This is a genomic window from Halorussus lipolyticus, from assembly GCF_029338375.1.
Classification (GTDB): Archaea; Halobacteriota; Halobacteria; order Halobacteriales; family Haladaptataceae; genus Halorussus; species Halorussus lipolyticus.
Genome location: NZ_CP119804.1, coordinates 1484315 through 1507395, shown reverse-complemented (window position 1 = coordinate 1507395; position 23081 = coordinate 1484315). Strand labels below are relative to the sequence as shown.

21 protein-coding genes and 1 pseudogene are annotated in these 23081 nt (G+C 64.1%); 11 read left to right on the top strand and 11 right to left on the bottom strand.

Going from position 1 to position 23081, the window contains the following annotated elements; genetic code table 11:
• The first annotated feature begins 98 nt into the window (after positions 1-98).
• From P2T57_RS07580 to P2T57_RS07555, 6 genes and pseudogenes are all read left to right on the top strand, one after another.
• The gene (locus P2T57_RS07580; protein ID WP_276301879.1) at positions 99-752 is read left to right on the top strand and encodes a hypothetical protein; all 654 of its coding nucleotides are present in this window, start codon (positions 99-101) and stop codon (positions 750-752) included.
• Between the two features lie 309 nt (positions 753-1061).
• Positions 1062-1538: a COX15/CtaA family protein gene (locus P2T57_RS07575; protein WP_276301878.1), complete on the top strand. Its 477-nt coding sequence runs from the start codon at positions 1062-1064 to the stop codon at positions 1536-1538.
• Positions 1539-1634: 96 nt separating this feature from the next.
• Positions 1635-2432, top strand: a pseudogene (locus P2T57_RS07570) (transporter substrate-binding domain-containing protein); the annotation flags it as partial.
• A 150-nt stretch (positions 2433-2582) separates the two neighbouring features.
• Complete coding sequence (locus P2T57_RS07565; protein WP_276301876.1) at positions 2583-3521, top strand: amino acid ABC transporter permease; 939 nt, start codon at positions 2583-2585, stop codon at positions 3519-3521.
• Positions 3522-3652: 131 nt separating this feature from the next.
• Positions 3653-4375, top strand: a complete 723-nt coding sequence (locus P2T57_RS07560; protein WP_276302092.1) for an amino acid ABC transporter ATP-binding protein — start codon at positions 3653-3655, stop codon at positions 4373-4375.
• A 97-nt stretch (positions 4376-4472) separates the two neighbouring features.
• Entirely contained in the window at positions 4473-6158 is a 1686-nt protein-coding gene (locus P2T57_RS07555; protein WP_276301875.1) for a Na+/H+ antiporter NhaC family protein, read from the top strand.
• A 405-nt stretch (positions 6159-6563) separates the two neighbouring features.
• Here the strand turns inward: P2T57_RS07555 and P2T57_RS07550 are convergent, their stop codons facing one another.
• Both P2T57_RS07550 and P2T57_RS07545 read right to left on the bottom strand, forming a co-directional pair.
• Entirely contained in the window at positions 6564-7448 is an 885-nt protein-coding gene (locus P2T57_RS07550) for a hypothetical protein (RefSeq protein WP_276301874.1), read from the bottom strand.
• Positions 7449-7560: 112 nt separating this feature from the next.
• Complete coding sequence (locus P2T57_RS07545) at positions 7561-8628, bottom strand: helix-turn-helix transcriptional regulator (protein ID WP_276301873.1); 1068 nt, start codon at positions 8626-8628, stop codon at positions 7561-7563.
• Between the two features lie 242 nt (positions 8629-8870).
• Here P2T57_RS07545 and P2T57_RS07540 point away from each other — a divergent pair, with 242 nt between their 5' ends.
• Positions 8871-9179: a HalOD1 output domain-containing protein gene (locus P2T57_RS07540; RefSeq protein WP_276301872.1), complete on the top strand. Its 309-nt coding sequence runs from the start codon at positions 8871-8873 to the stop codon at positions 9177-9179.
• 45 nt (positions 9180-9224) lie between these two features.
• On the opposite strand, the gene P2T57_RS07535 is transcribed toward P2T57_RS07540, so the two are convergent.
• The gene (locus P2T57_RS07535) at positions 9225-10706 is read right to left on the bottom strand and encodes a replication factor C large subunit (RefSeq protein ID WP_276301871.1); all 1482 of its coding nucleotides are present in this window, start codon (positions 10704-10706) and stop codon (positions 9225-9227) included.
• Positions 10707-11077: 371 nt separating this feature from the next.
• On the opposite strand from P2T57_RS07535, the gene P2T57_RS07530 reads away from it, so the two are divergent.
• Positions 11078-11305, top strand: a complete 228-nt coding sequence (locus tag P2T57_RS07530; protein ID WP_276301870.1) for a DUF7385 family protein — start codon at positions 11078-11080, stop codon at positions 11303-11305.
• A gap of 18 nt (positions 11306-11323) precedes the next feature.
• On the opposite strand, the gene P2T57_RS07525 is transcribed toward P2T57_RS07530, so the two are convergent.
• Positions 11324-12568, bottom strand: coding sequence for a metal-dependent hydrolase family protein (locus tag P2T57_RS07525; protein WP_276301869.1), 1245 nt, complete (start codon positions 12566-12568; stop codon positions 11324-11326).
• Positions 12569-12727: 159 nt separating this feature from the next.
• On the opposite strand from P2T57_RS07525, the gene P2T57_RS07520 reads away from it, so the two are divergent.
• On the top strand, positions 12728-13321 hold the full coding sequence (locus P2T57_RS07520) for a DUF7978 family protein (RefSeq protein WP_276301868.1): 594 nt from the start codon (positions 12728-12730) through the stop codon (positions 13319-13321).
• 374 nt (positions 13322-13695) lie between these two features.
• Here P2T57_RS07520 and P2T57_RS07515 read toward each other — a convergent pair whose 3' ends face one another.
• Together P2T57_RS07515 and P2T57_RS07510 are read right to left on the bottom strand one after the other, a co-directional pair.
• Positions 13696-14262: a GNAT family N-acetyltransferase gene (locus P2T57_RS07515; protein ID WP_276301867.1), complete on the bottom strand. Its 567-nt coding sequence runs from the start codon at positions 14260-14262 to the stop codon at positions 13696-13698.
• A gap of 69 nt (positions 14263-14331) precedes the next feature.
• Complete coding sequence (locus P2T57_RS07510) at positions 14332-15072, bottom strand: metal-dependent hydrolase (RefSeq protein ID WP_276301866.1); 741 nt, start codon at positions 15070-15072, stop codon at positions 14332-14334.
• A 106-nt stretch (positions 15073-15178) separates the two neighbouring features.
• Here P2T57_RS07510 and P2T57_RS07505 point away from each other — a divergent pair, with 106 nt between their 5' ends.
• Complete coding sequence (locus tag P2T57_RS07505; protein ID WP_276301865.1) at positions 15179-15892, top strand: helix-turn-helix domain-containing protein; 714 nt, start codon at positions 15179-15181, stop codon at positions 15890-15892.
• A gap of 340 nt (positions 15893-16232) precedes the next feature.
• Here P2T57_RS07505 and hmgB read toward each other — a convergent pair whose 3' ends face one another.
• The 4 genes from hmgB to P2T57_RS07485 form a co-directional block, all read right to left on the bottom strand.
• Entirely contained in the window at positions 16233-17570 is a 1338-nt protein-coding gene (hmgB, locus tag P2T57_RS07500) for a hydroxymethylglutaryl-CoA synthase (RefSeq protein ID WP_276301864.1), read from the bottom strand.
• Positions 17571-17654: 84 nt separating this feature from the next.
• The gene (locus P2T57_RS07495) at positions 17655-19454 is read right to left on the bottom strand and encodes a hypothetical protein (protein ID WP_276301863.1); all 1800 of its coding nucleotides are present in this window, start codon (positions 19452-19454) and stop codon (positions 17655-17657) included.
• 98 nt (positions 19455-19552) lie between these two features.
• Positions 19553-20140, bottom strand: a complete 588-nt coding sequence (locus tag P2T57_RS07490; protein ID WP_276301862.1) for a DUF2150 family protein — start codon at positions 20138-20140, stop codon at positions 19553-19555.
• 49 nt (positions 20141-20189) lie between these two features.
• On the bottom strand, positions 20190-21041 hold the full coding sequence (locus P2T57_RS07485) for a TatD family hydrolase (RefSeq protein WP_276301861.1): 852 nt from the start codon (positions 21039-21041) through the stop codon (positions 20190-20192).
• Between the two features lie 724 nt (positions 21042-21765).
• On the opposite strand from P2T57_RS07485, the gene P2T57_RS07480 reads away from it, so the two are divergent.
• Positions 21766-22230, top strand: coding sequence for a DUF8009 family protein (locus tag P2T57_RS07480; RefSeq protein WP_276301860.1), 465 nt, complete (start codon positions 21766-21768; stop codon positions 22228-22230).
• 350 nt (positions 22231-22580) lie between these two features.
• Here P2T57_RS07480 and P2T57_RS07475 read toward each other — a convergent pair whose 3' ends face one another.
• On the bottom strand, positions 22581-23027 hold the full coding sequence (locus tag P2T57_RS07475) for an NYN domain-containing protein (RefSeq protein WP_276301859.1): 447 nt from the start codon (positions 23025-23027) through the stop codon (positions 22581-22583).
• Between the last annotated feature and the right edge of the window lie 54 nt (positions 23028-23081).

Here is a 23081-nt window from a genome sequence, read left to right as displayed (position 1 = left end):
GATATGTGATTGTTTTAGAATCATTTTAATTTTCTATCCGCTAATCAAGGATATCCAAAGGCATTTATGACTACTTAGGCTAAATAAACTACACACCGATGAGTAGCGGCAAGTTGGAAGACGATCTTCAGAACCTCTCGTTCGATGGAGGGAACGAGAGCTTAGAACGTACGATAACTGAAGCGCGCGAGACTCTCAATCACCAGATACAGGCGCTCAACGATATGGATACGAAGGCTGTCAAAATTCTTCGCGTAAACGTCCTCGTTATCGGCGTGCTTCTATCGGCGTTGTCGTTCGGAGCGAAATCTGATTCGTTAGCAGTAACTGACTTCTGGAGTCAGTATTTCGGTATCGGTTTGGTTCTTCTGCTTACGTCAAGCGCAACTGCGGCCCTCACGTATCGAACGACCGACTTTCGTGCAGGAGTCGATTCGGGAAACGTAATTCAAGTTCTCGACCACGACGTTACCGACGAGGAACTCCTCCGAGTCTTGACCAAGAGTTACGCCAAGTGGATTCAGTATAACACAGAGGCGAACCTCCGGAATGCGCCGTGGATAACGCTAACTACGATAACCTTAGTCGCGTCACTGACCTACTTTTCGTTGGGTGTGTATCACGTAGCTCTCGATACGGTTTCCCCGTTCCTGCTTGCCGGTACGAACTTCCTGTTGCTCGTTGTCGTCTACTTGAGCGGGTTTCCGGCGCTCGCACGCCGATATGTAGCACGTCGGCGACAACGACTGTAGTGCTACTCGTGGCACAATCTATTTACGCCTATCTACGAAAGAATAGTCAAGATGGACTCCGGATCAGACGAAGACCGCGAGCGCGAGATTTCCGAGATGGTATTCGACGGCGCACTCGTATTCAAAGGACCGACCGACGAAGTTCCACGCCAATAAACGAATATCGACCACCCTATCCCTCATCTGTTCTCGCCTTGGTCAGAACCAGTCGAACAGACCTAAGTACGACCGGCCGAAACGTCCGCTAAGGGGAGTTCCAACCGTGAAAGTCCACACAATCCAAACCTGTGCGCGAGGAGGTACCCGCTGATGGTGCGGTTCCGACATCTCGCGGCGGTCACCACCGGGCTAACGTTCACGCTCATCCTGCTGGGCGTCTACACCGCCGCGATGGGCGCAGGTCTGTCGTGTTCGGCCCAGTGGCCGCTCTGCGACGGCGGCGTCCTCCCGCAGACGTGGCCGAGTTTCGTGGAGTGGTTCCACCGACTCGTGGCGATGATTACCGGGTTCTTCATCCTCGGCACCGCCGTCGGGGCGTGGAAGTACACCGGGCAGAAGCGCATTCGGGGCGCGGCGACCCTCGCGCTGGCGGTCACGCCGATTCAGGTCGTCCTCGGCGGTGCGACCGTCTTCGTCTACACGCCGCTGGTGCAGGTGGCCCACCACACCGCGGCGCTGATAATCTTCGGCGCGCTGTTGGCGACGACGCTGTGGTCCTACGAGGCCTCGGGCGCACCCGACTCGCAGACCGCCGACGCGACCGCCGGCTATCCGAGCGACGATTAATCGAATTTAGCCGCTCTTTCCTCCGAATTTGGACGTTTCGAGCCAACGATTATATGGTATCGGGTAGACGTGATGTTCGGGGGAAAACAGATGGACATCGACAGGCGGTCGTTTGTCAAGGGAAGTGCAGGAATCGTGGGCGGACTGGCGCTGGGGGGCGTCTCCGGAGCGCAGGACGAAGAAGTGATTCAAATCGGGTCCGACATCCCGTACAAGCCCTTCGAGTACCGGACCGAAGATGGGTCGCTGGTGGGGTTCGACGTGGACCTCGCGGAGGCGATTTTCGAGGAGCTAGGCAGAGAATACGAGTTCGTCCAGACCGGGTTCGACACCATCATCCCGAGTTTGAACAACGGGAACTTCCGCATCATCATGTCGGCGATGACCATCAACGACCAGCGCGCAGAGCAGGTCGATTTCTCGGACCCGTACTTCATCGCCTACCAGACCGTGGCGATTCTGGAGGGAAGCGGTATCGAGAGCATCGAGGACCTGAGAGGCCAGACCGTCGCGGTCCAGAAGGGGACCACGGGCGAGGCCGCCGCCCAGCAGTTGCGCGACGAGTTCGAGGGCGAGTTGAACATCGACAGTTACGACCAGATTCCGGGCGCGTTCAACGCCCTGCTGAACAATCAGGCGGTCGCGGTTATCAACGACAACGCGGTCAACCTCCAGTACGCCGACGACCGAGACGCAATCGTCATGCTGGAGGGCGAGGGGCAGGCCGCCGAGGAGTTCGAGAGCGCGCCGCCCTACTACACCCTGACCGTCGAGCGCTACGGCATCGCCTTCCGGCAGGACGACGACGAGTTCCGCGAGCAGGTCAACGAGGCGCTCAACGCGGTCATCGCCAGCGGGCGCTACGCCGAGATTTACACCGAGTACTTCACCGGGTCGCCGCCGCCGAGCATCCTCGACCGGGCCGGGGCCGGCGGGACGACCACCGCAAACGGGACCGCAACCGGAAACGGCACAGCAACCGGAAACGGCACTGACACGATGGGCAACGCGACCGACACGACCACCAACGGCGGGTAATCCGGGATGGCGGAGACGTACAGCGACGAGCAGGCCGTCGAACCGACCGGCGACGATAGCCTCCTGACCGACGAGCGCGTCAAGTGGACCGGTCTCGCGGTGGCGCTGGCGTTCACCGCGGTCATCCTCGGGTTCATCGCGCTGGTCCTGCTGGAGTACGTGAACTACGACCTGCTGGTCTCGGTCGCGCCCCGGTTCGGCGTGGCGTTCCTCCGGGTGGTGGCGGTCGTGGTCGTCTCCAGCGTCCTCGCGGTCACCGCCGGGGTGTTCGTCGGTCTCGGGCGCGTCTCCCGGACCTCGGTCACACACGCCATCGCCACGGCCTACGTCCAGTTCTTCCGGGGGACGCCCCTGCTGTTCCAGTTGTTCATCATCTATCTGGGCATCCCGTCGCTGTGGCCGCCGGGCCAGTTCCCGATTTCCGAAGGCTACACCGTCGTCCCCGAGATTATCGTCGTGGACTGGACCTTCCTCACGGCCATCGTCGCCCTGACGCTGAACCACGCGGCCTACGTCGGCGAGGCCGTCAAGGGCGGCATCAACGCGGTGCCCGGCGGCCAGATGGAGGCCGCCCGGTCGCTGGGCATGTCCTACGTCGATTCGATGCGGGAGGTCGTCCTGCCCCAAGCGTGGCGCAACTCGCTGGCGGCCATCGGCAACGACCAAGTGATTCTGGTCAAGGACACGTCGCTGTTGACCGTCATCGCGTTTCCCGAAATCATCACCGTCTTCCGAGAAGTCAACTCGAACCAGTTCGACGCGTGGACGCCGATTGTGCTGGTGGCCATCACGTATCTGGCCATCACGCTCCCGCTGATGCGTCTCGTCCAGTACCTCGAAGAACGGGCCGAGTGGGGGTCCGGGCCGGGCGGCGACGAGGACGACGAGGAGTCGGGCGAGGGCGACGAACCGGGCGGACTCCTCGACCGAGGTGAGACGGCGTGAGTGACGCCGACGACTCCGCGGTGGCGACCGACGAGACTACCGGCAACGAGGCGACCAGCAACGAAACCACCAGCGACCAGACCACCGACGAGGCCGTGGTCACGACCGACGACCTCTCTGCCGGGCAACCGATGGTGGAGTTCGACGGCGTGGATAAGTTCTTCGGGACCGCCCACGTCCTCAAGGACATCGACCTCGCGGTCGAGGCCCAAGAGGTCGTCGTCATCGTCGGGCCGAGCGGAAGCGGGAAATCCACGCTCCTGCGGTGCGTGAACCGACTGGAGGAGATTCAGGACGGCGAGGTCCGAATCGGCGGCGAGGCCATCACCGCGCCCGGCGTGGACGTGAATCGCCTGCGCCAGAAGGTCGGGATGGTGTTCCAGCACTTCAACCTCTTTCCGCACAAGACGGCGCTGGAGAACGTCACGCTCGCGCCGGTCCGGGTCCGGGGCCTCTCGAAGGCCGAGGCCCGCCAGAAGGGCGAGGACCTGCTTTCGGAGGTCGGTCTCGGCGACCAGATGAACTCCTACCCCGCGGAACTCTCGGGCGGGCAGAAACAGCGCGTCGCCATCGCTCGGGCGCTGGCGATGGACCCCGAGGTGATGCTGTTCGACGAGGTGACCAGCGCCCTCGACCCCGAGTTAGTCGGCGAGGTGCTTGGCGTCATGCGCGGACTGGCCGAGGAGGGCATGACGATGCTGGTCGTGACCCACGAGATGGGATTCGCCCGCGAGGTTGGCGACCGGGTGGTGCTGATGTCGGAGGGTCGCATCGTGGAGTCCGGCCCGCCAGAGGAGTTCTTCGACCACCCGAGTACTGACCGGGCCAAGCAGTTCCTCCAGCGCGTGCTGTAGGACTGCTTAAAACCGTCGGATTTTCTGAAATTCGCGCCCGAGAGAGTTTCTTTCAGTCGAAACCCCTTTGTGTCACCGACTACCATGAGGGCGGTAGATGGCTCTAGAAAGTATCGACGCTGGCGTCTGGTCGCTCGTCCCCGCAATCTTGGCGATTACCTTGGCGTGGACGACGCGAGACGCGCTCATCGGACTGTTCGTCGGAGTAGCGAGTGCCGGGCCGGTTTACGGCGCGCTGAGGCCGGGAGCGGACGCGGTTGGGGTGCCGCCGGACCTCGTGGGAACTCCGGCGGGCAACGCACTCGGGGCGCTGTTCGGTCTCAAAGTGATTCCGACGCTGGTGGCGACCGCGCCGCTGTTCAGTAGCGCGTGGTACGTCGAGAACGTCCTGTTGGCTATCTTCGCAATCGGCGGGATGATAGGACTCATGATTCGCGCCGGGGCGATTCAGGGCGTGCTCGAGGCGCTGGCCGATTGGGCCGATTCCCCGGCAGACGCCGAGAAGGCGGCCTACATCGCAGGAATCGCGGTCCACATCGACGACTATTTCAACTGTCTGGTGGTCGGGTCGATGATGCGCCCGCTGACGGACAAGTACAACGTCTCGCGGGCCAAGTTGGCCTACTACGTCGATTCGGCGGGGAGTCCCGCCGCCCGCCTCGCGTTCTACTCGACGTGGGGCGCGGCGCTCATCGGGTTCATCGGCGGCGGCCTCACCGAGGCCCAGAAGCAGGGCGTCCTGCCCGAGGGCATGGGCGGGTTCGTCAGCGGGACCGGCGAGAGCGCGAGCGCCGTCACCGCCGAAATCTGGCCGCTGTTCTTCAACAGCCTCTTTTTCGGGTTCTACTCGTGGGTCGCGCTGGTCATCGCGGGACTGGTCGCGTGGCAGGTCTTCCCCAACATCTTCGGGATGGGTCGAGAGGAGGAGCGCGCTCGGAACGGCGGCGGGGTCGTCGGCCCCGACCAAGACCCCATGATTTCCGAGGAGATGGACGAGTACGAGATGGCCGACACTGCAACGCCCGACTGGCGGAACTTCGCCATTCCGGTGGCGACGATGATTGCGGTCGGTCTCGGCGCGATGTTCTGGCGCGGGAGTCCCGTGGTCCACGTGCCCGGCAAGCCCGAGAACCTGCTGTTCGCACTCGGCGGATACAAACTGATGGTGCCGCCGACCGGCGAGTGGGCCTTCAACATCGGCGGGGTTCGGTTGGGACTGGCGGCCACCGCGGCGCTCGTGGTCGCGTTCGTCCTCTACCGCCTCCGGGGCGACATCCCGAGCAACGACGACGCCACCGACGCGCTGGTCCGCGGGTTCAAGGGCATCTTCCTCGCGGCGCTCATCCTGACGCTGGCCTCGTCGATTCAGAACAGCGTGACGGTACTCGGCATCTCGAACTTCGTCACCGACTGGTTCCAAGGCGTTCCCGCGGGCATCATCCCGCTCCTCGTGTTCTTCGCCACCGCCGGCATCAGTTTCGCCGACGGGAGTTCGTGGTCCACCTACGGCATCATGTTCCCCATCGCCATCCCGGTAGCGTTCACCACCGGCGCGAACCTGCCCCTCGTGCTGGGCGCGGTGTTCAGCGGCGGCATCTTCGGTGACCACTCGTCGCCGATTTCGGACACGACGGTGCTGGCGTCCTCGACCTCGGGGAGCGACCACCTCGTCCACGTCCGGACCCAGATTCCCTACGCGGCCATCACCGCGACCATCGCGGGACTGCTGTTCCTGATTCTCGGGTTCGTGCTTCCGCAGGGCTTCGAGGTCATCCCGTACTGAGGACCTCAAATTCGGTTTTCCCCGGTTTCTCCTTTTTGCCCGGCGTCGGCAGACCGGCCGACGCCGAGCGCGCTCGGTGGAACTTTCCACGGGGATGTGCTCGGTGAACCACCCACCGGAGCCGCCCGGCGAAGCAACTACCAGCGAATGCCCGACCGAACAAACCTCCGGGTGGGACGAAGGGGCCGCCCGGTCGCGGTCGCTGGTCGGCCCCTATCCGTCGCAACTACGTCCGTCGGATATGCCGGCCAGCGACCGCGAGCGGGCGGGGGCTTCAAGAAGTGTTCATCACGGCGATTCCGCGGTTCGCGGTCGTACTCACCTCGAAACGAACTAACCCGGAGAAGACACCAGAACAATCATTAAGACAATACAAGTATGGTTCTAAAACAACTACACAATTCCCTAACGCTCGTCGGAACGCTTGTCCTCGTCCTCCGAATCGCCCATCGGCAGTTCCGCCATGCTCTGATTCGCCAGCGTCTCGTTCGCCACTTCCTGTCCGATTTCGTCCTCGAACTGGTAGAGCGCGTGGGCCTCCTCGCCCAGACTGCGGATGTAACTCACGTTGACGTCGTGGGTCTCGCGGGTTCGCACCGATAGCTCCTCGGCCACTCTGGCGGTTTGGTTGGCCCGCAGTTCGACGGTCCGCGCCCGGACCACGAACTCCGAGAGCGAGGCCCGGTACTGACCCTCGGAAATCTCGCCGTCGGCCCACTCCTCGGTGAGGTTCCCCCGCACCGACTGGAGCGCGGCGAGGTTCGATTCGAGTAACTTGACTTCGTTTCTCAGGACCTCTGCGCGCTCGCCGGGCGTCGTCGCGTTTCTCAACCGCCCGGCGAGCGTGCGGTTCCAGAGGTCGCCCTGAAGCGAGGCCCCCTGCGCACCGACCGCACCGGCGAGTTGCTGACCCGGCGAGACGCCGGTCGTGGTCGCGTTCGAGTCGTTCCCGGTCGTGTCGTCCTCGTCCGGCCACGGCGGCGGACTCTGACTCGACTGGTCCTGTAGTCCCAACTCGCTACTCGACTTGGCTTGCGGTGCCGACCGATTCGGCCCGTCGGTTCGGTTTTCACCGGTCGTCTGGTTTTGCCAGCCCGCCTGCTGTTCGCCGGTCGTCTCGTTCTGCCCGCCCGCTTGTTGCCCACCGGCCGTCTGATTCTGCCCACCTGCCTGCTGTTCGGCGACTGTCCCGTTCTGTACCCCTGTCTGGTCTCCCCCATCGGCCGCGACTGCCCCGGTCGCTCCGACGAGCGCGACCACCGCGAGGAGCAAGACGAACGTCGGTCTCATTCGTCCGTTTCCACGCCGTCCACGGCCAATAAGCCGCCGTTACTGAACTCGGATTTAGCCGAATTAAGACTGATTCGGGCGGCCTATCGGTCCGCCACGCCTGCCGTCCGAGTTAGGATTCCCGTTGTTCTTGGGCCAGCGCGAGTACGTTCTCCCTACCCAACCGAAAACTCTCTATTTTGCCCTGCTCGCGCAGGCTCCCGACGACTTGGCTCGTCTTGGCCTCGGTCCACCCGAGTTCGTCCACCACCGCTTTCTGCTTGACTCGACCGCCCCGACGTTCGAGGAGTCGCAAAACGCGCTCCTCGTTGCTCAGGAGGTCCTCGGGCGGTTCGGCGTCGGCGTCGTCGGTCTCCTCGTCGCGCGACCGGTAGAGCCACCACCCGCCGCCCCCGAGCGCGACGAGGACCCCGAGACCACCCGCGACGAGCGCGAACAGTCCCCACGGTAGGTTCTCGGGGAGGTCGAACCACCCGGTGCCGGGCGTCGAGACGACGACTCGCGGTTCGTTGCTGGCGAACTCGATGGGACCGTTCCAGACCACCGCTTGGTCGCGCTTCTCGTAGCCCGTTTCGGGTTCGGGTTCGACGGTGGTGGCCTCGTAGCCTTCGGGCCACTTCACCAGCAGGCGGGTCTTCTCGTTGAGAATCAGCCCCGACAGCGAGTCGCCGACCCGGATTCGGTCGCCCGACACGTCGGCGAACCCGCGCCACTTGAACGAGTAGACCACCAGCCCGTATCGCTGGGGGAACTCCCGAATCTCGGCCCGGACCGAGTAGTTGGTACCGGACATCTCACGGTCCGTGGACTCCTCGGCGCTCCGGATGGTACTGTTCATCCGGCCGACGAACTGCTGGCTGTAGCGTTCGGAGTTGTTCTCGATGTCGGCCTTGTAGCCTCGGAAGGCCGCGGTCGTCTCGGGGTCGTCGAGTCGCGTCCGGTAGACCACTTCCCACGTGGCGGTCCCGTTTTCGTACACCTGTACGTCGAGGACCACCGTGTCGGGCGTGACCTGTTGCATCTGGGACCGGGCGGTCGCTGGCGTCGTCGGCGAGTCCATCGGACTCGCTGAGACCGCTCCCTCAATCGGTCTCTCTGAGACCGCTCCGCCAATAGGCGTACCGACCGCGGCCACGAGACAGAGCGCCGCGGCGAACAACGCGAACTGTCGCGCCCCCATTCGACTGTATCTCCGGCCCCCAGCAAAAAAGAGATTGCGTCATTTTGGGTCGTCTTACCCGCTCAGACGGGATTCCACGAGACGTTTCTCGGGCGTATTCGGTCGTTACCCCGATTAGGAAGGAGTTGGCAGGTTTAATCCGGATTAATTCGACGCCAACCCGCGCTCAGAATTTCCAATCGGCTTTCAGCGTTTCAGGGGTTCAAGCACCTGTCCGTCTTGCCGTGAATTGGCGAGACATCATGTCGAAGACGGAAACGCACACGGTTGACGCGGTGGAGTACGAGAGCGAGACACCCCTGCGCGTGCAGGCCGACTGGGAGGGCACCGAGACGCTCGACTCGGCGGTCACGTGCGCCATCTCTCGGGCGACCGGGGTCTCGGTGACTGAACTCGCGCCCCTCTACGAGTACATGGACCCTGACGCGCTCCACGAGTTCGTCGCGTCGATGCGCGACCGCGAGACGGAGACGTCCATTACGTTCCAGTACGAGGGCCACGACGTGACGGTCCGCGAGGACGGCGAAATCCTCGTCTGGCCCGCCCGGTAGCCCCCGACTGCCCCCGACTCCTCCGACCCGCAGGCGACTCAGAAGTCAGTCCGACCCGAAGTCGGTCAGTCCGGCCTGATTGTCGTCGGTGTCGTCCTCGCTGGCGTCGGCCTCCGAGTCGTCCTCGGACGCCCCCTCGGCCTCCGAACCGGCCGCCGAGTCGCTGTCCGAATCGGCTTCGGCCCCGGTGGCTCGGCTCCCGTGACTCCCCTCGAACGCGCCCCCGGAATGCTCCACGGCCTCCTCCTCCCGGAGTTCCTCTGCCTCCTCGACGATGTTCTGGACCTTGTTCGTGGTCTTGCCGGACCCGGTGACGAACGAGACGTGTTCGGCCTCCAACTCGTACTTCGCCGTCATCGCTATCGTCAACTCGCGGTTCTTGCAGTGGTGGGTCATCGCTGAGAGGAAGGGAAGCATCTCCCGCCGGGCGGTGGACATGCTCACGCCGTCGGCCTCGGCGATTTTGCGGGCCACGTAGTCGCGCTTGTTCCGGTTGGCCTTCGAACTCCCGAGCTTTCGCCAGTAACTCGGCGGGCCATACCGGGTCCAGTCGCCCTTGTCGCCCTGCCGAGCGGCCGCAACTCCGCCCGCGATGTTGTCGCCAGCGTACCGCCACAGCGAGTAGTCTTGGGAGGCCCGGACCCGGCCGAGCCACTTGTCGGCGTTCGAGAGGAAGTCGTAGGCGGTCGCTAACTCCTCGCCCTCGTAATCCTTGGGCACGTTGTCCTCGACCCAGTTGAGCATGTCGTCGGGGGTCTCGTCCACGTCGTAGGACTGCTGTATCGCGCTCTGGGCGTCGGCCTCTTTGAACAGCACGTCGAGGAAGTCGAAGATGCCGCTGGTCCGGTCGCGCTCGCCCGTGACCTCGACGTCCTCCTTCGTGAGTCGCTCGTTGGTCTCGGCGATAGCCTGCAAGTCGTTGACCGCCGACCGGAGGTCCCCGTCGTTCTTGTCGGCGATAGCCCGGAGGGCGTCTTTCTCGTAGTCGATGTTCTCCTGTTTGCAGATGTGGCGGAGCGCAGGCACGATAGACCGGGCCTGCACGTCGCGGAACTCGATGGTCTCGCAGTTGTTCCGCAGGGTGTTCGACATGTCGTAGAACTCGTTGGCGATGAGGAGCATCGGTTGACCCGACTCCTTGACGACCTCGGTGATGGCCTTGGTTCCTCCTCTATCGACGTTGCCGTGGAGGTTGTCGGCCTCGTCCATGATGACGAGTCGGCGACCGATTTCGCCCTGCGCGGTCTGGGTCAGCGTCCCGCTCTTGGCGGCCTCGCCCGCAACTTTGTCCACCACGTCCGCGGTCCGAGTGTCGCTGGCGTTCAACTCGATAGTCGGCCACCCCATGTCGTTGGCCAGCGCGTGGGCCGCGGAGGTCTTGCCCACGCCCGGACTGCCGTGCAAAATCGCGGCGTCCCGGTGGTTCTCCCACGTCTGGGCCCACTCCTTCAACTGGTCGCGGGCCTTGTTGTTCCCGCGAATCTCGGAGAGAGAGGAGGGCCGATATTTCTCGGTCCAGTCGGTCATTAGGGGGAGTAGGGACGAAGGGAGTTTAGTGGTTGCGAAGGATAGGTTCGGCCTCAGCGAGCAAAATCCGAGACTTGCGAGCGCCAGATTGAGAAGTTGTAACGAGGTTTTTACGGGCTACTTCTGACCGCCAGAGCGAAAGACGCGCTTGAACATTGCGGTGAAGTCCGGTCGATTCGACCGGACGAACCCCTCCGAGTTTTTGACTTCTTCTCGGTGTTCCTGTTCGTCAGTCATACTTGGCATTTGTCGGCCAAATCATATACAACTTTGCTACGACCCGTCGAAGCATTTATTCAGTTTCGCCATTACCCGTCACCAGCGACGAGTGGAGCGAAGCGACGAAGGGCGATTGACGAGAAGGCCGAGATATGCCCGAGCGATTCGACGTCCACGACCATCGCCACGCGCTGAAACTCCACAAGGATACGGGCAAGGTAGAGTTATGGGAGAACAAGAAAGAGTTGTCCTGCCCGGCGTGCGACGACGTCTTTTCGGACCTGCTGATTTCCGAGAAGCGCCACAACAGTTTCAACCCGCCGGGCGGTCGGTTCTGCGTGGTCCGCGACGACGACCGAATTCTGGTCTTCACCCACTGACGCGCTCCCCGCCGACGCTCACTCGCCGACGGCGGGGTCGGCGTCCTCGGTCCGAGGAGACGAGTTCGACTCCGCTCTGCGGTCGCCCAACCGGTCCAGCGCCGTTCCGGCGACGAGTTCGCCGCCCTTGAGAACCGCCTCCGGTTCGCGGAGCGCGGCGGTGTCTTCGAGGGGGTTCTCGTCCAGCACGAGGAGGTCGGCGAACGACCCGGATTCGAGCGTTCCGGCGTCGTCCAAGCCGATAACGTCCGCCGCGCGGCCGGTCATGGCGACGATGGCGTCCATCGGGTCCATCCCGTACTCGGTCATGAACGAGACTTCGGTGGCGTTCGCGCCGTGGTAGTTGAACGGCGTGCCGGCGTCGGTGCCGCCGACGATTTCGACGCCCGCCTCGACCGCGGCCTCGAACGACTCGATGTGGCGCTCGTAGACGTTCTGGGTCTTCTGGACGCTCTCGTCGGTGGCGTGGTCGGCGTTGCGGACGATGCGGTAGGGTGCCGAGAGGGTCGGGACCAGCACCACGTCCTCGGCCACCAGCAGTTCGATGGTCGCCGAATCGAGGAAGGTACCGTGTTCGATGGTGTCCACGCCTGCTCGGATGGCGGCCCGCGCTCCCTCTGCGCCGTGAGCGTGGGCGGCGACGTGGACTCCTCGGCGGTGGGCCTCGTCCACGAGAGCGTCCATCTCGTCTTGGGTGAACGCGGGCGAGTCGGGGTCCGTGCCGGGCGTCGTCACCCCGCCGGTCGCCATGAACTTGATGAACTCCGCGCCCTGCTTGACCTGCTCGCGGACCGCCTTCCGGCACTCGGTCGGGCCGTCTACCTCCCGGCCGAGGTGATGGCCGTGCCCGCCGGTGATGGTGATGGACCGGCAGTTCGCCACCATCCGGGGACCGGGCACGTCGCCGCGTTCGATGCGTTCGGCCAGCACCACGTCGAGGTCCCGCGCTCCCATCGCTCGGACGCCGGTAATCCCGGCTGTGAGGGTCTCGCGGGCGTTCTTGGCCTCGGTCAGCATCAGTTCGCCCTCGCTCATGTTCACCACCTCGGTCACGCTCGCTTGCCCCGACAGCGAGAAGTGGACGTGGGCGTCCACCAGCCCCGGCACGACCGTCTTGCCACCGAGGTCGAATATCTCCTCGTCGTCTCTGGGTTCGGCATCGCCGACCGCTTCGATTCGGCCCTCCTCGGTGTCGAACCGGAGCGACGCCTCGTCGTCCTCCTCGCCGGTTCCGTCCAAAATCCTGACATCCCGGAGAATCATTTGGTGGATATTTCTCGTCCGCGGTCTTGAATCCGATGGGGGCAGTCCTCGACGGCGACGGATTCGGAGCGGCAGGGCGAGCGATTCGAGAGGGAACAGGCTTCAATCCGCTGTCGGGAGGCCACAAGATACTCCATCCGTCGGTAGAAGGTCGCCGGTATGTCCACGACCCGAGACGCTACCGGAACGGGAGACGGAATCGCTGTCAGGGGACTGCTCGCCCGCGGCGCAGTCGGCGGTGCCGGCGCGTGGTTCGTCGGGTATCTGGTGGCCTACGTCTGGAAGTCCCAGACCGTCTCGGAGGCGCTTCGAGGAGTCGGTGTCGTCTCGGAACTGCTCGGCGGCGAGGCCGTCCCGGCGTGGAAGGGCGTCGCGTGGCTATTCCTCAACGCCCACTTCGTCGCCACTCGGATTCCGACCATCACCGGCGCGACCCGGACCGCCAACTTCGTCACGGGCGAGGGCGGTTCGACGTTGCTCCTCGCGCTCCCGGCCCTGCTGTTGACCGCGGTGGGAGCGATTGGGGCTTACGGACGAGGAGCAGGCCTCCTCGACAGTGCGAAGGCCGGCGCGGGCGTCGTGGTCGGCTATCTCCCGCTGTCGGCGGCCGTCGCTTTCCTGACCGCCCACGCCATCGGCGACACGCAGGTCGCTATCTCGCCCGACCCCGTGACCGCCGTCCTGCTAGCGGGCGCGGTCTATCCGGTCGTCTTCGGGGCCGTCGGCGGCGCGCTGGTCCGACTGGCCGAGTAACCAAGCATTCGACTCGGGGCCTCGGTTTGGGGCGTCGGCGATGCCGACGTACGTGTCGTTTCAGCGCGTTAGTCGGCGTTTGACGGCGGTCCGACTCTCGTTCCAATCGACTGCGAACGAGGGAAAGGGGCGTCCACCGAGACAGAGGAATCGGCTTACGACACTCCGGAACAGTCTGACTCTCGGTGTGTTCTCGCTTACCGGTCGAAACTATGCCAAACTTTCCCACAGGAATAAGTGTATTTCGTCCAACTTTTACGCGATGGAACGCTGGTGCGACTACTGCGAGGACGAACAGCAAATCGTGAAGACCGTCTCGTGGCAACCGAACCACTGCGCGGAGTGCGGAAACTCGCTCGAGGCTTCGTAGGCCGCTATTCGAGTTTTCGGGCGACCATCTCGCCCCAGTGTTCGAAGCCGTGGCGTTCGTAGAACGCGCTCGCCCGGTCGTTCTCCCGGTCCACGTCCAACACGAGTCGGTCGAGGGGCAGGTCTTGGTCCTCGGCTAGCGCGACTGCCGACTCCATCAGGTCGTCGGCGAGTTGGGTCCCGCGGAACTCGGGCCGGACGTAAATCTCGTTCAGGACCCCAGCGTCCCAAATCATCGCCAACTGCTGGGGCAGGACGAAGACGTAGCCCGCGAGAGTGTCGTCCGCGCTTTCTCCCTCGACAACTTCTGCGACCGTCACGCACCGGGGGTCGTGTTTCGTACACCAGAACACCCAGTCGAGGTACCGCTCGCCGTACTCGGTGGTGAGTTTCTCCTCGTAGACGGCCTGCTTGCCGTCGCCGCCGGTGCCCGACCCGAGGCCCAACTCGAAGGCGCGCTTGAGGTCCCAGAGGTCCTCGGGGTCCCGGTCCGGGTCGTAGGGCCGGAGTCGAACGCCGTCGGTCGTGGCCTCGTCGGCGGGAGCGTCGTCTGTTCCAGATTCGTCGGTCATACCCTGCGGTTGGCCGACGAGGGTGTTAGCGATTGCGTGTTGGTTTCGAGGGTCCCGGTCGTCGCCCGGTTATTCGCGTCGTCGCTCCATCCAGACTCGCATCCCGACCACCGAGTAGCCAGTCAGCGCCAGCAAGGCGCGCTCGCCGGTGTAGGCGATGGGAAAGAGGCGTTCGACCTGTCCCGTCTCCGCGCCCTTCTTTGGGTCGATGCCCGTACTGTAGTGGGTGTTGTCCGTCGTCGGCGCGGGCTTGGAGTTGCTCGCGCCGCTACTGGCGCTTGTACCGCCGCCACCGCCGCCCGCCGCGGCCGAGTCCGAGCCGCCTGTCGAGGCCGGGTCCGGCACCACCGCGTCGATGAGCGCCTGCACGTCTACGGTCACGAGCGTCTGGACGAACCCCTCGGTGGTGGAGTAGAACACCTTGCCCGAGAACGTGTAGAACCGGTCGTGGACCGGGTAGAGGAGGTTCGCGCCGTTGAAAAACCCGTCGAGGCCGATGCCGGCGAACGCCACGGCGACCACGCTGACCCACGCCACCCGGACTCCTCGCGGCCCCCACCGCGAGCGAAGGCGCGACCGGTCTCGTCGGTGCAGGTCCCACCACAGGAGGACGCCCCCGAGCAGGGGCAACAGGAGCGTGTGGAAGGCCGCCCGGTGGGCACCCTCTATCCAGAACCCCAGAAACACGTCGAAGTCCACCAGCGCGGTGGCGGCCATCACCACCGCCACCGCCTTCCCGTCGAAGTACTCGGCCAACAGCGCCGTCCCGACGAGTCCCGCGAGCGCGACGTGAACCACCGTCGATGGCATGCGTGCCACTTGGGGACGAGCAACAATATCAGTTTCCCGGCGTGTTCGGCGAACGTCGAACCCCGATTTCGATACGCTTTTCCGCGAGACTCGCGCACCTCGGACCATGACCGACGCCACCGACCCCCGCGAGGACCTCGCCGAGCGCATCGCGGGCGAGATAACCCTCAGCGAGAATCCCGGCGCGACCCTCCGGAAGTGGCGCACCGACTTCGGCGTCTCCCAGACCGACTTGGCCGACCACCTCGACGTGTCCTCGTCGGTCGTCAGCGACTACGAATCGGGCCGGCGAGAGAGTCCCGGCATCGGCGTGGTGGCCCGCATCGTCACCGCACTGTTGGACATCGACGAGCGCAGAGGCGGCGACCGAATCCGCCAGTACGCTCGGGTCCTCTCGGCCGGGTTCGAGAGCGACATCGTGAGTGACCTGCGCGAATACCCCACGCAGGTCTCGCTCGACCGATTCTACGAGACGGTGGGCGCGACGGAACTCTCCGAGGGCGACCAGCGCCACGTCACCGGCCACACCGTCATCGACAGCATCGAGGCTATCACGCGCCTCTCCAGCGAGGAGTTCTACCGACTCTACGGCCAAAGCACCTCCCGCGCGCTGATGTTCACCAACGTCACGCGGGGGGAGTCGCCGCTGGTCGCCATGCGCGTGGTCAACCCGACGCCGAACGCGGTGGTCCTCCACGGACTGGACCGCGAGGACTTGTGGGAACACGCGCCGAAGATGGCCCGCCTCGACGGCTTCTCACTGGCGGTTACGGACGAACCAATCGAGGACGTGCTGAAAGCATTGCGAGAGTTTCCGTAGAACATTATTTTGTTTCTTTTATAATTGTATAGTGATTCGATGGACTCCCGTCCCGGCCCGGCGCGCGTGGGCGCGTCGCTCCTGCGCCGCGCCTCGCGTGCGAGGGACGAGCATCGGAGGCCGAGCGAAGCGAAGGCCGAGAAGCACAGGAGGTTGGGGAGGACGAGGCACGGTCGCAGAGCGGAAGACGGCCATGCTCAAGCCTGAAGCTAGTTCTAATAATCAATTCGTCTACTGTTTCGGCGAGGACAAACCGGCAACCCTACTCGAAGAAATCGGAACCGAGAGACGAGAACAGCAGAAAAGCCGTGAATAGAAGAACGGACGCGCGACAGACCGATTATTCCACGTAGTCGTACAGACGCTCGTTCATCCGACCGCGACCGGTAAACACGAACTCGCCGTCGGGGACCGTGAAGTCCTCCATCTCGATGGTCTTGTCGTGATTGTGTCGGTCGTGGACGTTCTCGTACTCCTCGAAGGAAAGGTCGTAGCGCGCGGCGTTCTGCTCGTCGATGTTGAGCGCCTCGATTTCGTCTTTCCAGCCCTCTTGGACCGTCTCGGCGTGGATTTCGGCCTGTGCGCCGGAGCCGTAGGAACCGACGCCGAGCTTTTTCCCGGCGAGGTCACGGCCCTCCTCGGCGGCCTGCTTGAGCGCCGCGGCGCGGGCGATGTGGACAGAGCCGGTGTACCAGTTGCCGACCTCCCGCGAGATGGAGAGGGTCGGCTCGATGGCGGCGTCGTACCACGTCTGGTAGTCGTCGGTCGAACTCAGTTCATCCATGTAGTCCCGGATGGCTTCCTTGTACTCCTCGCGGTCCTCGAAGTCCTCCTCGCGCGGCTGGAAGCCGATTTCCTCGGCGAGGTCCTCCTCGATGGGGGTGCCCCGAATCATGTGGCGGTAGGCCAGCACCGCGGCCTTCCGGACCATGCCGGGGAAGGGCGTGTGGAAGGGGACGTAGGCGAAGTCGTCGGGGTGGGAGGCCCCTGCGACCGACTCGTAATCTTCGAGGGCCTCGCGCATCCGAGCGAGGTAGACCTGCATCGAACGCTTGCCGTCAACGCTCGGGAACTGCTGGTTGGGCTTGAGGAAGTCGGTCTCGTCGGCCGACCCGTAGCCCTGCTCGGCGGAGAGTTCCACGAGGTTGGGGTCCTCGGAGATGAGCATGGCGACTGCGCCAGCGCCTTGGGTGGCCTCGCCGGGGTCGCCGCGAGCGTAGAGTGCGGTATCCGTCGCTACCACGAGCGCCGACCGACCGCGGTTCCGACCCGCCTTTATCCAGTTGTAGGCGTCGTCCAAACTCTGGGTGCCAGCGATGCAGGCGAACTTGCGTTCCCCTTTGTTGGCGTGGTGGAAGTCCTCGTCGTAGACCTGTTCGAGGCATCCCGCGATGTAGGTCGAGACCGGCTTGGAGTTGTCGAAGGCCGACTCGGTGGCCACGTCGATGCGACCGATGTCGTCGGGGGTCAGACCCTTGCGGTCCATCAGGCGGTGGGCCGCGTTCGCGCCCATCGTCACGATGTCTTCGTGTGCGTCGGGGAAGGAACTCGCGTGGAGGCCCAGACCCTTGGTGTACTTCTCGGGGTCCTCGCCCTTCTCGGGCGCGAACGTCTCCGCGAGGTCGAGTTTCAGCTTTCCGGTCCAGATTTCGATGGCGTCGATACCGACGGCTGTCATATCTTCATCTCCGGCGACCGGATATAAGGTTTTGTCGATAGGGTCTTCGACGCGCGTCGAAAATCCCGGTCGTCTCGACTCGTCTCAGCTATTGACGTTCGTGACTCGGAAGTAAATCTGTTTGGTCGAACTGTCTTGGAAGGTCAGCGTGACCGTGAGGTCGGCCTTCGCGGGGTCGTCCACGAGGTAGTAGGTGAGTTCCACGTTACCGCCGTCGAACGCGCCCATATCGACGGCCGCCGTGCTTCCGCCGGTCAGGGTCGCTTCCTGCCCGCGTCCGTCGTTTCCTCCCCGTTTCAGGGAGTACTTCGTGTCGTCCGTAGCGAAGGGATTGTCGAAGCGACCGTAGTCGGGCGAGGAGTACCCGTCTCTGCCACCGCCCTCGATGGTGACCTCGTATTCGCTGTTCGGGCGGTTGATTCGGTCAACCTGCCTGACGCCGCTGTTCTGGTTGCCGGGAGTCGAGATTGCGAAGTGGGTCACGACGGCCTCCGAATCGCCGGTGTTCTCGATGTCGAGCGAGAGGGTGTCGGACTCGCTCTCGGGCGTCGTTCCGTCCACAGCGCGAATCCTGTCGGCCGCTGACCCGCCGTCGCCGTTTCCGGGGCCATCGCCGTTACCGGGGCCGTCGCCGTTTCCGGGACCGTTACCGTTACCGGGGCCGCCGACGCTGTACACCTGCAGGTCGAAGGTCAGGTTCTCCTTGGCCTCGGCGTCGAACTTCCCGTTGGGCACGTCCTTGATGCTCACCCTGACGGCCTCCTCGCGGGTGTTCTCGCCGGACTCGACAGCGTCGAACCGGACCGCGACTTGCCCTTCCGAGTCGGTCCGGCGATTCTCGAACTCGTCGCGGGACTCCCCGAGGTGCGTGAGCGTGTCACCGTCCACGTCGCTGACCAGCGAGAGGTTCACCCGAGCGCCAGAAACCGGATTGTTGTACCGGTCTCGGACCTCCACGACGAGTTTTTGGCTTGTCCCCTCTGCCACGCTCGCGTCGTCTCCTCGAACGTCGGTGGCGTAGTGAGGACCCACCCCGGTAACGTCGGACCCGACCCCGACCTTGGCCATCTCCAGTTCGTAGACGCCGGGTTCCAGCACGATGCGAACCCGGTCCGTTCCGGCGTCTTCGACCGCGGTGACGCGCTTGTCTGGTTCGTCTCCGTCGGGGTCGAGTTCGCTGTCGAGGAGGTCCTCCCATGTGCCCACGCTCAGTTCCGTCGGGACGACCATCGAGAGGTCCTCGCCGTCCTCGTTTTCGACCGTCACGGTCCGGGCGGCCGGACTGACCGGTCGGAGGTTGACGCTCGCGGTGCTACTGCTCGCCTTCGAGAGGTCGCCGGTCAGCGCGACCAGCGAGACGGTGTTGCCCCGGACGAGGCGCTGGCCCGCCACGATTCGGGTCGCGCCGTCGAACCGATTGTAGAGGACCCCGTTGCGGTAGACGGTGGTCGGCGGGTTCTGGTAGACGTTGTAGTTGGGGTTGTAGGTCAGGCCGCGGGTCTGGAAGCTTCGGGGGTCGCCGGTCCAGTAGTCGCCCGTCTCGCCCGTGGCCTCGGCATTGTCGAGGACGACCGGGGCCGTCGCCGAGGTCCGAAGGCTTCCAGAGGGCGGATTGGGGTTGACGAAGAAGGCCCGAACCGGGTACCGGGTACCGAGCGCGAGCGAGGCCGACCCGCCGCTTCCCGTCTCGGCGGTCCGGAGGAGTTCGTCGCGCAGGTCCTGCATCTGGCTCTGGACCTGCTGGTTGTGGTTGAACTCCACCTGCTCGTTCTGCTGGGGGACGACCGACGCCTGATACGTCGAGAGAAGGACGACGAGTACCGCGAACAGCAGTACCGTCCCGATTTGGACCGTCACCCCGCGCTCGTCGGTTCGGAATCGCACTACTCAGTTCCTTTCGCGGACGGTAGTTAAAAATAGCGCCTGTCCGGTCGAAACACTCCCGTCGTAGAAATCGCGGGACCGTTCGACCGCGGAGACGCTCAGGCGTCTTCGTCTTCTTCTTCGACAACTTCGGGGTCGCTCATCGCGCTCTGGAGGCTATCGAGACCGTTGACCCACTCGGTGACGAGACCGTACTCCAGTTCCTCGGTCACTTCCATGTCGAGTTCCTCGCCGTCGATGATGCGCGTCCCGGCGGCCGCGACCAGTCCGAGCGCCGAGTCGAGGTCCTCGGCCTCCTCGGCCTTGCCCGCTTCCACGACATACTCCTCGACGGCGGCCTCGTCGGCCGGACCCTCAGCGACGTACTGCTCGGCGGCGTAGAAGACGCAGACCAGACTCGTCTGCACGCCGTCGATGAGCATCGCTTTCTCGTCGTTCTCGAAGTCAACTTCGTTGAGGACGACTTCGCGGATGTCGTTCAGTTCGCCAAGCGCCTCCTCCTCGTCGATTTGTTCGTCGTCGTAGGCGGTGACGATTTTGGCGACTGCAATCGCCACGTCGTCCTGAAGGTTGAGGAGGAGACGAGCGGAATCCTCGTCTTCCGGGTCGATGTCCTCCTCCCGGATTCGGTCGAGCCAGTTCTGCCAGCGTTCGTCGGAGTAGAATTCCTCCGGAGGCGCGCTCATGTCTTTTCCGAGTGTTGCGCGCTTCATATGCCTTTCTCCTTTGGCCGCGCTACCTGTCGAATGTTTCTTCCGTGCTAAGGTCGTACACCCGTTTCGGCGTTTCTACGTGGGCGTTTCGGACGGCCTCGTCGTATCCCTCCTCCTGCATCCAGCGGACGCGCCGGGGGACCGTCTTGGGTCCCATGACAGCGCCGGGTCGATTGGGGTCGTCCACGAAGTCGGTCTCCATCAGGAAGGGGTCGCCCCGGTCGGCGGCGAGTTCGAGGCGATTTTTCTCGCTCATCACGCTCGGGGTGGGTCCCGCCAACTTGCCGCCCGCGTAGTGTTTGACCACCTTCTCGGGGTCGAGGCCGGCGTCTTCTGCCCACCCGGCGATGTCGGTTAGGTCCTCGCTGGCCTCGGTGTGGAGTTGGACCGCACAGTCGTTCTCCGCCCCGAGGACGAGGCCGTGTCGGAGAACCTCGTTCGAGGCCTCCCACACCGCGTCGGTGGTGTCGTAGTGCGGTCGCCCGGTTTTGAGCGCGACGGCCTTCCCGTCGGCGACGTACTCGGCGGCGAGGTCCAACCCGGCCTGCATCAACTCGCGGGCCTCCTCCGGGGCGAATCCCCGGTCGTCCACCAACTTCGAGACCAGTCCGGGGTGGACCCCGAGGACGGGCCACGCCTTGCCCGGTAGCTCCTCGGTGGCGCGTTCCACCACGTCGATGGTGGTCTCGAAGACAGGGCGGAACTCCTCGCCGGTCTCGGGTTCGACGCCGAGCAACCACGAGGGCTTGTTGACCACCAGCAGGTGGGTGCCGCCGCTCCGCGCGAAGTCCTTGACGGCCTCGATGCCTCGCCCGTGGTCGGGGTCCAGATGCAGGTGGTTGTCGAGTACCGGCGTGCCGAGGTCCTCGGTCATGGTCGTCGCTACGACCAAGCAAGGAAAAACGTCGGCGATTCGGGCCGACTCCTCGGAGTCGGTCGGTGGGACTCCTCTCCGGTGTCGGCGGCGACGTTGCCACAGACAATTGAAACCAAGTATTTAGAAAATATATAGTTGTCTTTAGGAATTGTTTTTCATCGTAAACTGCTCTCTCGTCAGTGTCGGTATCGCGTTACGACTCTCGCGCACGCGAGAAAATATGATATGTCACTATCGGACGAGAACCGTCTTCGGGAAGACGACCGTTCACCTGTTCCGTCCAGTGGAGCAATCCACGCTCCTCGGTGGACTGAAAGGGCGAGTAGGGTTCGCGCTTGCGTGGTCGTCTCAGCGACCCCTATCGGCGCGGGCGGTGTCTCGCCGAACGGAGTGAGGTCGTTCGAAAGGCGAAGCCTTTCGTGATCACGAAAATCTCCGATTTTCGGACGACGATGGCTCGGAAGACGCGGTTTGTCTTCCGGTGCGAGTGTGGCCTCGGAAGTCACAGCCCGCGCAGGCCGCAGGCCAAGCAGGACTGTCCTCCGGATGGCGAACCGCGCGAGGGCTTTCGAGGACATTGCTGTTTCGTCTGCTGTTGCGGTGCCGAACACAAGGGCTTTCGAAATTACTGTCGAGATTCCCGCGACTTGTCTAAATTTCCTCCCCGAGAACGCCCAACCTAGCGCGAAATTCAAGACCGCGCAGAACCCAAGACACGAGCATGGCAGACGACCCGCGCCGAATCCGGTCGCTCGCCGTCACCGCCGACGACGTGGTGTCGGCCTACGAGGCCCGCCAGCAGAGTCCGCGACTCCTCGTCCTCCGGGCGACGCCGCCGTTCTCGGGCCGGATGCGGGCGCGGCTTCACGACCCCGGTCCCGCCGGGACGGACTCGCAGTCGGACCTCGACCCCGAGACCGGGGCATTGCTGGTCCCGCCCGCGAGGCTCCTCGCCGAGGAGTCCGTCCCGTCCTACCCTACGCCCGACGAAACCGAGGACGCGCTCCGCGAGACTCCGGACGAGGAGGTGACGGTCGAGCGCCACCGCGAGCGCCACGTCGAGGCCGTCGAGGCGTGGCGCGAGGCGGTCGCGGACGCGATTGTCGAGACGGCGGCCCTGCGGGTGGGCGAGGGTGAGACTCATCAGGTCGAGGTGAAGACGCTCGGAAAATCGTCTGGGGAATGAGTATGGCTTGCTGATTTGTGTCGTCGGTATGGATTTTGAGAAGGGAGTAGCAGTCGGTGGATTTCCGAGAAGATAGCGGCGGCAGTAAAGTCGAGCGAAGCTAGCTATTGCCGAAGCACAGGCGTTCCCGCACTGCCCCGCACCGCTACCGCGGGCCACACCCTCCCCAACCGATTGCGCTACTCGCTTCGCTCCGTTGCTCATCCACCGGCGGACAAACCGCGTCCGCCGAGCAGTCACTCGCTTCGCTCGTGATGACCGCGCCAGCACGCGCCGGGCGGAAAGTAGAAAAGTAGAAAAATAGTTGTGAGTAACGCGAAGCGCGATTCTTCTTCCTCGGTTTCTGGCGTTCACTCCTCGACGACGTAGGCGTCGTGGGCCGCGTTCCGGAGCGCGTCGGACCGGCCGTACTCGCCGGGAGCGATGGCCACCGTCCGGACCCCGTTGTGGGCCGCCTTCTCCAGCACGGGTTTGAAATCGGTGTCCCGCGAGGCGATGGCCAGCACGTCGAGGCCCTCGGTCAGCGCGAACTCCGTGGCATCGACGGCCATCTTCACGTCCACGTCCCCGGAGGTCACCGTGACCTCGAACCCGCGGGCCTCGCCGGCCTGAATCAGGCCCGGCGTGGCGTGTTCGTCCAGATAGAGTTTGGCCGTCACGAGTTGACCGAGGTCCTCGGCGGCCTCGCGCACGTCGTCTAAGTCCACGTCGAACTCGTCCCGGAGGACGTTCGGACCGTCCACGAACAGCGCGACGGTCGTCTCATCGCTCCCGAGAAGCGAACGCAACGGTTGCATACCCTGCCGTAGCGGGCGTCCCGGTTTAGCGATGGCGGTCCGAAACGCCGTTCG

What these genes read in the sequence shown, in the direction of transcription:
- P2T57_RS07515 (WP_276301867.1), bottom strand. Translation starts at nt 14,262, where the DNA reads ATGACCGACGAATCTGGAACAGACGACGCTCCCGCCGACGAGGCCACG.
- P2T57_RS07490 (WP_276301862.1), bottom strand. Translation starts at nt 20,140, where the DNA reads ATGAGCGCGCCTCCGGAGGAATTCTACTCCGACGAACGCTGGCAGAAC.
- P2T57_RS07565 (WP_276301876.1), top strand. Translation starts at nt 2,583, where the DNA reads ATGGCGGAGACGTACAGCGACGAGCAGGCCGTCGAACCGACCGGCGAC.
- P2T57_RS07525 (WP_276301869.1), bottom strand. Translation starts at nt 12,568, where the DNA reads ATGATTCTCCGGGATGTCAGGATTTTGGACGGAACCGGCGAGGAGGAC.
- P2T57_RS07535 (WP_276301871.1), bottom strand. Translation starts at nt 10,706, where the DNA reads ATGACCGACTGGACCGAGAAATATCGGCCCTCCTCTCTCTCCGAGATT.
- P2T57_RS07555 (WP_276301875.1), top strand. Translation starts at nt 4,473, where the DNA reads ATGGCTCTAGAAAGTATCGACGCTGGCGTCTGGTCGCTCGTCCCCGCA.
- P2T57_RS07580 (WP_276301879.1), top strand. Translation starts at nt 99, where the DNA reads ATGAGTAGCGGCAAGTTGGAAGACGATCTTCAGAACCTCTCGTTCGAT.
- P2T57_RS07485 (WP_276301861.1), bottom strand. Translation starts at nt 21,041, where the DNA reads ATGACCGAGGACCTCGGCACGCCGGTACTCGACAACCACCTGCATCTG.
- P2T57_RS07545 (WP_276301873.1), bottom strand. Translation starts at nt 8,628, where the DNA reads ATGGGGGCGCGACAGTTCGCGTTGTTCGCCGCGGCGCTCTGTCTCGTG.
- P2T57_RS07480 (WP_276301860.1), top strand. Translation starts at nt 21,766, where the DNA reads ATGGCAGACGACCCGCGCCGAATCCGGTCGCTCGCCGTCACCGCCGAC.
- P2T57_RS07505 (WP_276301865.1), top strand. Translation starts at nt 15,179, where the DNA reads ATGACCGACGCCACCGACCCCCGCGAGGACCTCGCCGAGCGCATCGCG.
- P2T57_RS07575 (WP_276301878.1), top strand. Translation starts at nt 1,062, where the DNA reads ATGGTGCGGTTCCGACATCTCGCGGCGGTCACCACCGGGCTAACGTTC.
- hmgB (WP_276301864.1), bottom strand. Translation starts at nt 17,570, where the DNA reads ATGACAGCCGTCGGTATCGACGCCATCGAAATCTGGACCGGAAAGCTG.
- P2T57_RS07530 (WP_276301870.1), top strand. Translation starts at nt 11,078, where the DNA reads ATGCCCGAGCGATTCGACGTCCACGACCATCGCCACGCGCTGAAACTC.
- P2T57_RS07560 (WP_276302092.1), top strand. Translation starts at nt 3,653, where the DNA reads ATGGTGGAGTTCGACGGCGTGGATAAGTTCTTCGGGACCGCCCACGTC.
- P2T57_RS07540 (WP_276301872.1), top strand. Translation starts at nt 8,871, where the DNA reads ATGTCGAAGACGGAAACGCACACGGTTGACGCGGTGGAGTACGAGAGC.
- P2T57_RS07475 (WP_276301859.1), bottom strand. Translation starts at nt 23,027, where the DNA reads ATGCAACCGTTGCGTTCGCTTCTCGGGAGCGATGAGACGACCGTCGCG.
- P2T57_RS07550 (WP_276301874.1), bottom strand. Translation starts at nt 7,448, where the DNA reads ATGAGACCGACGTTCGTCTTGCTCCTCGCGGTGGTCGCGCTCGTCGGA.
- P2T57_RS07510 (WP_276301866.1), bottom strand. Translation starts at nt 15,072, where the DNA reads ATGCCATCGACGGTGGTTCACGTCGCGCTCGCGGGACTCGTCGGGACG.
- P2T57_RS07520 (WP_276301868.1), top strand. Translation starts at nt 12,728, where the DNA reads ATGTCCACGACCCGAGACGCTACCGGAACGGGAGACGGAATCGCTGTC.